Origin of the sequence: Serratia sp. CY47280 (assembly GCF_052168655.1) — a bacterium.
GTDB lineage: Bacteria > Pseudomonadota > Gammaproteobacteria > Enterobacterales > Enterobacteriaceae > Serratia > Serratia bockelmannii.
In genome coordinates this window covers 674,952-687,247 of sequence record NZ_JBJNMG010000002.1, presented here as the reverse complement: position 1 = coordinate 687,247, position 12,296 = coordinate 674,952, and the positions used below count along the sequence as shown (strand labels likewise).

Here is a 12,296-nt window from a genome sequence, read left to right as displayed (position 1 = left end):
TGCAACCTATTTCTAGTACGACTTACTTTTTAAGGACACCCAGAATTTCTTCATTATCAGTCACGATTAATGATGTAATGTTGAGAGATTCCATTTTGTCATAGGCCTTACTAATCGAAATATTTTGCGAAATGGTATGTGGCTTAGTTTTTACTATGTCCAAAACGCGCAGGTCGAATATTTCTTTTGAATGTTTATCAAGTGCACGCCTCAAGTCACCATCAGTAATGATCCCGAACAACTTTTTGGCGTCACATACAATAACCAATCCCAAGTTCCCTGAGCTGATAGCTTTTATTGCATCAATGATACTTGAGCTCAAATCAATTATGGGTAAGTTAGAGCTAACCATTTCATCTCGCACTTTCCTCAGTAATTTCCTTCCCAAGGACCCCCCTGGATGAAATCTCGCGAAATTCTCTGGACGAAAATTACGTAATTCCATCAGAGCAATAGTTAGAGCATCCCCCATAACCAACGCAGCGGTAGTAGAAGATGTTGGGGCTAATTGGTGTGGACATGCCTCTTCAGGAACCCACACATTCAGGTGATAATCTGCGCTTCTGGCTAGTGTTGATTGCTCACTGCCGGTAATTGATATGATTTTATTCTTATTATCTTCCAGGAATGGAAGCAACTTTAGCATCTCATCGGTTTCCCCTGAGTTAGATATAGCAATAAATATATCTTCTTCTTTTATCATGCCCAAGTCGCCATGGAATGCTTCACCGGGATGCATATAGAAACTCGGGGTACCTGTACTCGCTAAAGATGCAGCAATTTTCCTACCAATCAGTCCTGACTTTCCCATTCCGCTAATAATAACTCTCCCTGTCGACTGCAAGATAAGCTCAACTGAGTCCGAGAAATTTTCATCTAAAAGCTCTAACACACTCTCCAACCCACGGATTTCTGTATTAATAACTTTCTTAGCAACTTCAATTGCCTTCATTCTCTATTACCCTTTTGATATTGTTATAGTCATCAACTGTATCGATTCCATGATGTACATCTCCATCAAAGTACATCATGCCTATTTTCATTCCATTTTCTAATGCTCTTAATTGCTCAAGTTTCTCCAAAGATTCCAGTGTTCCTGTAGGCAATGAACAAAAAGCAGTTAAGCTATTTGCGCTGTAGGCATAAATACCTATATGTTTGACACATGAGCTGATATCTAGAGGCTTATCTCGGTTAAAAGGAATACGAGAGCGACTAAAATAAACAGCGTTTCCTCTCTCACCAATTGCGACTTTTACCATATTATTATTTTCTGCATCTTCAAGATTAGTTATCTTCGAGTAGGCTGAGAAAATGTCAAATTGCTTGTTCTTGAGAGAGAAATCGATGAGCTCTCTGATTAGTCGTGGCGGAATTAACGGCTCATCTCCTTGAACATTAACAACTAAAGTATCATTCGGCCAGTGGCAAAGTTCAACAACTTCACTCACTCTGTCAGTTCCAGACATATGTTGACTACCAGTCATGATAGCCTGAATACCTTCATCAACTGCTTTTTTATATATTTTATCGCTATCAGTTGCTAAATATATATCTTGGTGTTCGATGCCAGCCTCGATACAGCGTCTATATACGTGCCAAAATACAGCATGTCCTTGCAGCATGAGCAACGCTTTTTCTGGTAATCGACTAGAGGATAGACGTGCTGGGATGACAATCTTAACTTTTCTATTTTCTGGAAAAACACTCATCAGTCTTACCTACTTATACTAAAAAACTTGCCGTCTTTTGAATTCATAAAACCAGTTTGCTGCATTCAAAAAACCCAATTAACAATTATGGTTTAATCATATTAACGAGTGGTTAATTGAACGTATCCAAGCGACGCTCATACAAACATTGCATCTTGTCAACATAACCTGTCCGAGAGTACTCTCTTTTTATGTCCTCGAGAGCAGTCAATATAATACTTCTTCTTATTTCATCATTCTCGATTAGCTGTTGAATAGCCGCGATCGCCTCATCCAACTCATCAAACAAATAACCATTTTTTCTATTTTCGATTAAATCGTTATTTCCGGCACAATTCTTCGCTACCACCGGGACTCCGGATGCCATTGCCTCCAATATAGAAATAGGCATACCTTCCCACTTAGCCGTGGATACATATATATCGGATCTCCTTACTAGCTTCATCACTTCCGTTTTAGGTAGCCATCCTGTAACGCTCACCCCAGCTTCCTGCAGAAGGCGCTTTAAATTATCTTCGCCATCTCCCACCCAAGTAAAATTAACCGGCTTATTAGTTAAACTTTTTGCTAAAAGCGAAAATGAAGTAGGATCTTTTTGGTTTCTTATTCCACCAACAGTGATTATCTCTACTTTCTTTTTGTTTTTAAGACCCAAATCAGAAACTGAAAACTCAAAAGAAGCTTCGCCATCGTAGGCATTATTTATAACTTCTATATTCTTTATGGAAAGGTTAGTTTTTATTGACTCGTATTCACTTTTTGAGCAAGCAACATAGGTCGAAGGAATGAAATTCGCAACTCTCTCTAATGTTTTAAAAACATACTCCTTTACCTTTCCAATGTCTTTCCTCATGAAAGAGATACAATGTGGGCTGTAAATAACTCTATTTTTTTTATTTCCTATATTAGCCAACCGCCCAACAAAACCAGCTAGAGACGAATGCAGATGAATAATATTAGGATTTTTTTCTGCTATTGTTTTTCTTAGTAGGATGCATGATGCAGGGAATTTTCGCATAGCCATATCAATCTCCACCAGTTCAATTCTTGGATCGAACAGTGTGGCTATGTTTTCTGGTGTGTCGGATCGCCGCGAATAGATCACATATACATCATTATTATTTTTTATCTGACTATTGGCGAGCATCGTCACTACAGATAAAGTGCCAGTCGCTGAAGACTCAATAATATGCATTATTTTCATTTTATTTTCTTCAACCCTCCATTACTGCTTATGTACACTCCAGGCTCAAAAATACTTTTTGTAACGACGCTACCAGCTCCAATTATGACATTGTCAGCAAGTTTTACCCCTTTCAAAATCGTAACATTTGAGCCGAGCCAGCAATTACGGCCTATAATTACATCTGAGACATCAAACTCAATTTTGGATACAACATAGCTATTTCCGATGCGATGATTATGGTCGTATATTTTCACACCTTCGCCAAAAAGTGTATTTTCGCCAATTTCAATCCTACCCTTTGCATTGAATGAGCAATCATTATTTATGAAGCAACCGTCTGAAATTGAAATTTTGCCTCCATCAGAAAATATTCTACAACCATTTCTAAATTTCACATTTCCAATGTATATTCGTCCATTGACTCTACATCTAATATGTGGAAGGTCTGTAGTGAAAAATATTTTCTTTGTTGAAAACTGTCGTCTAAAAATAAGCTTACTTAGTAGAACTCGACAACCAGAATACGCTACCTTTAATGCAACTATATATTTATCCATCATTTCGCCTTGAATAAACACTATCAATGAGATTAGGTGTTATAGTAAAGTTTTCATCGAAGAAGTCTATGTCTACAAGGTAATTATGTAAGTATTTTTTTAATTCAGCGGTTCCCATATTTGAATATACAGAACGCCCCATAAATACGACACTTTTATCAAATAACATCGATTCCATTCCAACTGTGGAATTTATCGTATATACACACTTTGCGTTTTTAATTAGCTCGTAAGTATTCTTCTGCGAGATAAATAATCTACCTTGGTTCTCATTTTTAATCTTGTATATATAGTCAAAGTTCGATTCAGCAGGATGAGGCTTAGTTACGATAGGTAAAATCTCTTTTTCAATGAGATGATTTAGCACATCAACATTGTCAACATCGCTATTTAGAACTATCTGGGTATCTGTCGACACCTGCATGGGAAAAAAAATGTACTCATCAGGAATAACCTTATCGTCATTAATTTCATGTGTTCTTTTTTTTCTAATCCTATTGCTTATCGAGCTCTTAGGGAATGTTTGAAAACCCCAGAATTTTGTATAGACAAAATCAATTAGATGCCTAAGAGTTATCTCTTTACCTTTAGATGCTTGGGGTAGTAGTTTATTCCCTTTTTTTTCTTCAAAAAAATCTTTCAGCCAAACGTCATGAATACCTTCATCAACAGATGGAATATTCTGCAATACTTCAGGTTTTAAATACACACTTGATGCAGCATTTACCCCCTCAGGATCAACAAATATCTTTCCTTTTAGATTTGATAATTCAAAAAAAAGTAGGCTAACCGTATTGTCTGCTTGTTTAGCTTGACGCATTACAGCACCTATTACGTTATCACCATTCCATGTCAGTAAATTTACCTTCTTGTTTTTATTTTTATCCAATATTTTTCTTATTGAAGATTGTAATATGGAGGCGAACTCCATTGCATTTTCATGCTGAAGAATATTTAAGCCAAGCTCCCTCACTCTATTGACAGGAAGACTAGTAACTTTATCTTTTTCTTGTACTTTGCTTACTTTCGATATTAAGTAAGCTTCATGTTTTTTTCGCGCTGCCAAATATGTACTTAACAGTGTGGATACAAAAATGTACTCTCTATCTTTGTCTGAGGCTGCTAAACGCAAGAAGAAACTTCCGGCTAACGCATAATCTATAACACAGATACTTATTTCTTTATGTGATGTCATGTTCATCCTCTAAATTTGAACGATTTTTTCTTCTTTCAGCAACCAACGCTTTGCAGAACACGATAAATATCCAAAAGAAAGAAGATAATATATTGAATTTAAATAGCAGCGTAATTATAACTCCATAGAGGATGTCAAGATTCTTCAGACCCAGCCGTGACAAAAAGAATAATAATAAAAGCAGGCCAAATATACCACCGGAGAAATAAATATAGGGATAGAACGATGAATCGCGAGTATGATATCCTTTTAACCCAATTTTACCAATCGGCTCATCCTCGGCCCAAAAAAATCCACTGCCAACTATATCGTTGATAAAATCGCGTGCTTCGAACTCTTTAAGGATTAAAAGCCTCGATGATATAGCATCATAATCAGAATCATCGGTTATTCTTTTTGTGTAAAAATCACCTAAATAAGGAGCCGAAAGTACAATAGCAGCGATAACCGCGCCTTTTAATAAATAGTTTTTCTTTAATCTAAAGAAAAGAATAATCATTGCCAATGCAACAATAGCCAATGATGCTATAGATAAACTCAATGCGCAACTAAACAACCCCAGTAGAACATATTTATTTATTTTCTTATTTAACAACATGAGAATCATCGTAGGACAGAAAACGCTCATGCTATAGAACGAAGGTTCTGAATACAAACCGGTAGCTCTTATCGAAAGTATGAAACCACTCAAGGCTCTCGATGCATACAGCGTCGTACTCTCCTGTTCCCTTACCATATTGTTAAAATCGATAAAGTGGCCAAATGCTTGATATGCAATTAGCTGAATAAGGAAAAATGTGAGATTGACAATGATTAAAGCTTTGCAATAGAACTCAATATCAGAAATTTTAATTATGTTGCTTGTGTACATCACATAGAGAGTTGATGCAAAAAATATCATCCCCAAAAACTTGACATAGTATATCCAGTAGATATTTTGCAGTAGCGAACATGCAATAACTGAGATATTTATAAGCAAAAAATAAAAAATATCTCTACGTTTTACTACCAACGTATTTTTCCAAAATGGGGCGATAGACAGAAAAAGAAAAAAATATCCAAGAGCTGCTGCCCTATAACTAAATGTACTTAATGAAAAAAAGAATACTGCAAGAAAAGAAATTATTTTGAACATTTTAAATCACCTCACGAGAGCAGTTTATTAATTCACTATTCATTTATTCCCGCTCAAGTTTTATCCTTCATGTTCATCAGAAAATATAAAAATTTAAACACCACCCGGTATTTTAAACCGGGTGGTCGGCATAGTTGCTAATCAGTTTTTCGATGATTTATAACTGTAATCATAATAATCATACCCATAACTATAATAGTTAGATGATTTTCTGACAACAGCATTGAGTATAACACCTTTTATTTCTACGCCATTTTGGTTGAGACGTTTTATACTGATCTCAACTTCTTTGGCAGTGTTTTGCTCAAACTTTGCAACCATTAATGACGTGCCCGCCTGTTTACCAACAATAGCTGCATCGGTTACTGCCAGAATAGGGGGGGTATCAACAACAACGAGATCATAATGCTTTGATGCCCATGTAAGAAGCTCAGGGAAACGATTGTGCATCAGCAGCTCAGATGGATTTGGAGGAACGATTCCCCGAGCTATGAAGTCAAAATTATTCGCTTTTTTGATGATACTATCGACGGTCAATTTACCAGATAGAACATCTGACAACCCATTTTTTCCATCAATCCCCAACAACTCGTGCGCATACCCTTTACGCATATCACAGTCAATGAAAAGCACTCTTGTTCCAGTCTGAGCGACAACAGCCGCCAGGTTTGCGCTTATAAATGTCTTACCAATCCCAGGACTTGCACCTGAGATCATAAGTATATTATTTTTAGCCTCCATCATTGCAAAATGCAGGCTAGTTCTCAGACTCCGAATAGCTTCAATTGCTAAATCAGCTGGATTACCAAATGCTAGCAACGTATTTGAGTCTGCATTTCTATTTTTATTTTTTGCCGTAAACTCTTGATCTCGCTTACGCTGCCACTCTGAAAGAGGTACACTTGCATAAACGTTAACACCAATACTCTCCAACTCCTCTGGATTTTCAATACCGCGGTGTAAATAGGCTCTGATCAACACATAGAAGACTGAAAGAATAATACCGAAGAAGAAACTTAGGAAAAGTATAACTGCCTTCTGTGGTTTCACAGGATCTTCTTGAGTAATTGCTGAATCTATAATCCTTACATTCCCGACTTTGCTGGCTTTTGAAATATTCAGCTCTTGCTCTTTGTTCAGTAATTGCATGTAAACTTCTTGCCCTGATTTAACATCACGGCTAAGGCGCAATATTTCCTGCTGTGTTTGCGGCATTCCATTGATTCGCTTATTGAGTTTATCCTTCTCAATCTCCAGAGTCTTGCGTTTCTCCAGTAATGCCCTATATGATGGATGTTCTTTGGTATATAGCTTAGAGATCTCAGCTTCTTTAAATGTCAGCTCGTTTAGTTGTGTATCGACTGAGACAATCGAATCTAAGACTGACTTCGCCTCAAGAGAAAGGTCAACAGATTCATTCTTCTGTCTGAATTTATTTAATTTATCTTCGGCAGTATCAAGAGAGACTCGTACTTTAGGCAGCTGCACTCGTAGAAAATCTAAACTTTTCGCATCTTCTTCTGACTTTCTCTGAACATTCTGATAAACATAGTTCTGCAGAATACTATTTAGTGTTGCTTCAACTTTGGCGGGGTCACTCCCTGTTAAAGTTAGACCAAGTACCCCGGTGTCTTTACCTTTGTCGACAACATTGTATCTGTCCAAAAGCCCACTGAATGCTTTTTGTTCAGATTGTTTTGTTATAGAAAATACTGTATCCGGCTTAGCGTCAATACGGTTGACTAAAATGGTATTACCATCGATCGTTAGTACGTTCCCCACCTTTCCCTGTACAGACTTCCCATCTCCCAAAGACACGGTAAAATCATTTTTATTCAATACGACAAGTTCTAAATGAGAATCGCTATTCCACGAATCTGATGGAATAAACTCTGCCACATCTAAGTTTGATACCGGCTGCCCCGTCAGGCGGGCTATGCCTTTCCCTATAAACGGAAAATGCTTTTCTTTAACGATTGTTCTCAAGTTCAGATCATCAATCGTTTTGTTCAAAATCATTCTCGATTTAAGCAACTCAATTTCTGGAGCGGCTTCAGGTTGCCCATTAGGCAAGATTTGCGAGATATTACTCAGTAAAGAGCTACCCACATTTCGCTCTACTTGCACTATTGCATCAGCCCGATAAATCGGAGTTGCGAATAGACTATAAGTAATACCAAGTGCGATAAACACGGAGGTAACGCCTATAATGAGCCAGCGGTTATCTAACAGCTCCCCAAATAGACGCCCCAGATCAATTTCTTCGGTTTTATCACTTCCTGAAAGATTCACACGGTTCTTTTCTGACATTGGAAATCCTGGCTATCTATCGATTTAGTGCTTGCGCCCATTTTTGGGCGGACTCATCGAGAATATCATACACAAACTCAAATGCTTCTCGGCTTTTTCGGTAAGGATCGGCTATTTCTTTCTGATTTAACCAGTGGCCGAATAGCATTGTCTTTCCCCTGACTTCGGGGGCTAAGCGGCATACGGCATCAATGTGTGCCTTTTCCATGACCAAAATAAGATCATACTCTTTACACATAGAACTAGTTAATTGCTTACCTAGATGATCTTTCAAGCTTAGGCCATGCTTTTGCGCTACAATTTCAGCACTTTCATCTGCGGGTTTGTCTACTAGCGCCCCAATACCTGCCGATGAAATTTTTCTATCCGGTAAGAGCTGTTTTAGTAAACGCTCTCCAGTTGGAGAGCGACAGATATTTCCTACACAAACCACCAAGATTGAATCAAACATTTGTTAATTCCACTGTTTGATAAACCGTACAGTTTCGGTCATATCGTGAACACCAGTTATTGTCGGTACCAATTGCATTACCACGCGATTCCAGCGTACTACAGGTGCCGTTGTCACATAGACGATATCGTAGGGTTGCAACTGGAACTCTGTGCCCATAACAAGTGCAGAAGCATCAGAGGCGTTCAATTGATAAATATTAGCAATTTTCTTCCCTTCACTTCCACGTAGAGGTCGAATAACGAAGACACCCGTTGCATCAGACATTGCCTGATCCATCCCCTCCGCATTACCCAATGCTTCGGTTAAGGTCATCCCGCTCCGATCCATGCGTAGTGTCGACTGCTTTTTCACTTCACCCATGACGAATACTTTCAGATCGTCATTGCGTGGAATATACAGAATATCGCCCGGGTACAGTAAATGGTTCTGCGTGAGGTCACCCTTCTGCATTAATGCCTGCAGGGATATACGGTGCTCTTTGCCATTATGCGTTAATACCACGTTTCGCCAGTCCGCGTTAGCACTCAGCCCCCCCGCAGCATTCACTGCGTCCATAATCGTCAATGGGACGTTAGTGATTGGTTGCTGACCAGATTTCTCGACCTCACCAGTTACATAAACTTTCTGTGAACGGAAAGCGGCGATGCTAACGTCAACTTGCGGGCTCTCGATATACTGAGCGAGACGGCCGGCAATGTCACTACGCACCTGACTGACGGTCTTTCCTGCAACTTTCACTTTGCCAATGTACGGGTAGAAAATAGTCCCGTCTGAGTTGACCCAGTTACCGGTATCACTAGCACTGCGGTATTGTCCCGCCGGCGTCGTCAGCTCCGGGTGATCCCATACGGTTACCATCAGCACATCACCGACGCCAATACGATACTCGTAGTTTTGCAACTCGCGTTCTAACGAAGAATTAGGCTGCGCAACCACTGGTTTCGCTCGTAGTTTATCGATTAGACCAGGCGTCATTGGGTAAATATTGACCAACTTATCAAGATCAAAATCACTATCTTGCTGTTTTACGACGTCTTTACCACTGGTTGAAAGATGAGAGCCCGGCACGATAGTACAGCCGCTAACTACACTGATAGATACCAGAAGCGGTATCAGTTTCCATTGTTTTTTTGCCATCGAGTTATCATCACTTTCAAAGTAAAAAATGCATGTAATGCCAAGCCCCGAGCCAACCATGGCACCTACTGCGGCACTCAGCAAAATGTGTTATCAATGTTCGCGCGAAGACATCCTAAAACGCACTTTCATTGAGCAAGCGTTGAATTCAGATTTGGTAGACTCAATTCCTTGGAGCATTATTGCATAGTTCCTAAAGAAAAAAGAGCAGCCAAAGCTCTGTCGTTTTGGCCTGAACTTAGCAGCAACTGGCTGAGTATTGTTCCAAATCTGTCTTAAAGAAAATTGATGAACTTTACAGGGAGAGCTGCTCTGCCCATTCACGGAAAGCTTTACCCTGCGTAGGATGGCGCAATCCGTAAGTCACGAATGCCCGCAGATAGCCCATCTTCTCACCGCAATTGAACGACTCACCAACCAATTCAGTGGCCTCTACTATTTGCTGCTGAGTCAGCTCAGCAATAGCATCTGTCAGCTGAATGCGTCCCCAAGCGCCCGGCTCAATTTTCTCGAGAATAGGCCAAATATCCGCAGATAGCACATATCGCCCAACGGCTGAGTAGTTTGATTTTAGCGGAACATCGCGGCCCGGCTTCTCGATTATTGAACTGATACGTGAAGAATCGCCAGGTTGCAGTGCGTTATTCTCACATTCGACAACAGAATACTCACGCAGAGTATGCTCGTCGACCGTTTGAACCAGTATCTGGCTATGGCCCGTTTCTTCGAAACGAGAAATAAGATGCGGCAAATTATCTTTTCTCAGGTCAGCCTTGGCATCGTCAAGCAAAACATCTGGCAACAGAACAACAAATGGCGAATCACCGACCAACGGTTTAGCGCAGAGAACGGCATGTCCCAGTCCTTTTGGTTGCCCCTGGCGAATGTGCATCAGCGTCACGCCTTTTGGCGTTATCGACTGCACTTCATCCAACAGCTGCCGCTTCACACGGGCCTCCAGCATCGCCTCCAGCTCGAATGAGGTATCGAAATGGTTTTCGATGGCGTTCTTGGAAGAATGCGTCACCAGGATGATCTCTTTGATCCCTGCCGCGACGCATTCGTTGACAATGTATTGAATCAACGGTTTATCAACGATTGGCAACATCTCTTTCGGAATCGCTTTGGTCGCCGGCAGCATGCGCATGCCCAATCCGGCAACGGGAATAACCGCTTTCAACTTCGTCATGGTAAACCTCATTCATTCTCGTGTTCGCTCTCAGCCGCGGTGGCGACAACCTGTTACTTTCCCAACGTCTGCTTCAACCAGCGGGTGAAGTTTTCGCCTTCCGAACCGTGACGCAGACCATATTGCACAAACGCCTTCATATAACCAAGCTTGTCACCGCAATCATGGGATTTACCGCTCATATGGAACGCTTCCACCGTTTGCTCTTTCATCAACATCGCGATCGCGTCGGTCAGTTGGATCTCGTCGCCTGCGCCAGGAGCGGTCTTTTCAAGCAGCGGCCAAATTTCTGTTGAAAGTACATACCGGCCGACAACCGCTAAATTGGAAGGTGCATCCTCACGGGCCGGCTTCTCAACCACCGCCGTCATCGGTGCGCTTTCTCCAGCAGCTATCGTCGCGCCTGCGCAATCTACCACACCATATTTGGACACATCTTGTTCCGGCACCGGTTCAACCATGATTTGGCTATAACCCGTATCATCAAAACGTTGGATCATTTTAGCCAGATTTTCTTTACGCAAATCCGCCGTAGAATCATCCAATAAAACATCGGGTAACAGCACAACGAAAGGAGAATCACCCACCATTGGTTTGGCGCAAAGCACCGCATGCCCCAACCCTTTCGCCTGTCCCTGACGCACCTGCATCACGGTAACATCCGGCGGACAAATACTTTGCACTTCACTCAGGAGCTGACGCTTCACGCGCGCTTCGAGCATGGCCTCCAGCTCAAAAGAAGTGTCAAAATGGTTTTCAATCGCGTTTTTCGATGAATGCGTGACCAATACGATATCTTTAATCCCCGCCGCGACGCATTCAGCAACAATGTACTGGATTAAGGGCTTATCGACCACGGGCAACATTTCTTTAGGAATAGCCTTGGTCGCTGGCAACATACGGGTTCCCAAGCCCGCAACGGGGATCACTGCCTTAAGTCTTGTTTGCATTTTCATTCCAATTCATCGTAGCGCTGCACTCACCTGTGCAGCGTGAACAAGGGGGATTCAATCAGGCACGCTACCGCCCTTGGCTTGCAGCTACCAAAGTACTGTATTGACGCATCCAACCGCGTCATTGTATGAGCCAGTAATTTTTATGCAAAACGGCACTCATTCTTCGTTTGAACTGTCATGCTGTTCACAAAAAAATAAAAAAATCGGTGCCTTTATAACCAAACGATGTTAGTTACTGCCGTTATATGACTAAGATTCTTATACTAATGCCTAAGTGATACAAGCCTTAGATCCCCCCAGTCAGCCGTTTTCAGAATAAGACTACTCATGCCACATACCGATAAGAATCATAGTTGAAGAAAATTGTTTTAATATTTTGATTTAAATATATTTAATAAGACGTTTCTTTTCTGAGCGCATGGCATCCCGGCAGATATTTGCTCCCTCGGCCCTTGATTCCTTGGG

11 protein-coding genes are annotated in these 12,296 nt (G+C 40.8%); all 11 read right to left on the bottom strand.

Annotated features, from left to right (window positions below):
* Positions 1–22 precede the first annotated feature (22 nt).
* Positions 23–952 carry a KpsF/GutQ family sugar-phosphate isomerase gene (locus ACJ8J4_RS12800; protein WP_197832364.1) on the bottom strand — a complete coding sequence of 310 codons (930 nt, stop codon included), beginning with the start codon at positions 950–952 and terminating at the stop codon, positions 23–25.
* The gene (kdsB, locus tag ACJ8J4_RS12795) at positions 939–1,712 is read right to left on the bottom strand and encodes a 3-deoxy-manno-octulosonate cytidylyltransferase (RefSeq protein WP_141997629.1); all 774 of its coding nucleotides are present in this window, start codon (positions 1,710–1,712) and stop codon (positions 939–941) included. The genes ACJ8J4_RS12800 and kdsB overlap by 14 nt, the downstream gene beginning before the upstream one ends.
* 112 nt (positions 1,713–1,824) lie before the next feature.
* The gene (locus ACJ8J4_RS12790) at positions 1,825–2,916 is read right to left on the bottom strand and encodes a glycosyltransferase (RefSeq protein WP_197832363.1); all 1,092 of its coding nucleotides are present in this window, start codon (positions 2,914–2,916) and stop codon (positions 1,825–1,827) included.
* Complete coding sequence (locus tag ACJ8J4_RS12785) at positions 2,913–3,455, bottom strand: acyltransferase (protein ID WP_197832362.1); 543 nt, start codon at positions 3,453–3,455, stop codon at positions 2,913–2,915. The genes ACJ8J4_RS12790 and ACJ8J4_RS12785 overlap by 4 nt, the downstream gene beginning before the upstream one ends.
* Positions 3,448–4,650: a capsular polysaccharide export protein, LipB/KpsS family gene (locus ACJ8J4_RS12780; protein ID WP_197832361.1), complete on the bottom strand. Its 1,203-nt coding sequence runs from the start codon at positions 4,648–4,650 to the stop codon at positions 3,448–3,450. Before ACJ8J4_RS12780 ends, ACJ8J4_RS12785 begins: the two co-directional genes overlap by 8 nt.
* Positions 4,637–5,785 (bottom strand): hypothetical protein, encoded by a 1,149-nt coding sequence (locus ACJ8J4_RS12775; protein ID WP_141997623.1) that lies wholly within the window; start codon positions 5,783–5,785, stop codon positions 4,637–4,639. The genes ACJ8J4_RS12780 and ACJ8J4_RS12775 overlap by 14 nt, the downstream gene beginning before the upstream one ends.
* A gap of 141 nt (positions 5,786–5,926) precedes the next feature.
* On the bottom strand, positions 5,927–8,095 hold the full coding sequence (gene wzc / locus ACJ8J4_RS12770) for a tyrosine-protein kinase Wzc (RefSeq protein ID WP_141997621.1): 2,169 nt from the start codon (positions 8,093–8,095) through the stop codon (positions 5,927–5,929).
* A 16-nt stretch (positions 8,096–8,111) separates the two neighbouring features.
* Positions 8,112–8,546 carry an arsenate reductase/protein-tyrosine-phosphatase family protein gene (locus tag ACJ8J4_RS12765; protein ID WP_141997619.1) on the bottom strand — a complete coding sequence of 145 codons (435 nt, stop codon included), beginning with the start codon at positions 8,544–8,546 and terminating at the stop codon, positions 8,112–8,114.
* 3 nt (positions 8,547–8,549) lie between these two features.
* Positions 8,550–9,686, bottom strand: a complete 1,137-nt coding sequence (locus ACJ8J4_RS12760) for a polysaccharide export protein (protein WP_141997617.1) — start codon at positions 9,684–9,686, stop codon at positions 8,550–8,552.
* Positions 9,687–9,981: 295 nt separating this feature from the next.
* The gene (locus tag ACJ8J4_RS12755; RefSeq protein WP_141997616.1) at positions 9,982–10,875 is read right to left on the bottom strand and encodes a sugar phosphate nucleotidyltransferase; all 894 of its coding nucleotides are present in this window, start codon (positions 10,873–10,875) and stop codon (positions 9,982–9,984) included.
* Positions 10,876–10,928: 53 nt separating this feature from the next.
* Positions 10,929–11,825 (bottom strand): UTP--glucose-1-phosphate uridylyltransferase GalU, encoded by an 897-nt coding sequence (gene galU, locus ACJ8J4_RS12750; RefSeq protein WP_127146451.1) that lies wholly within the window; start codon positions 11,823–11,825, stop codon positions 10,929–10,931.
* Positions 11,826–12,296: the final 471 nt, after the last annotated feature.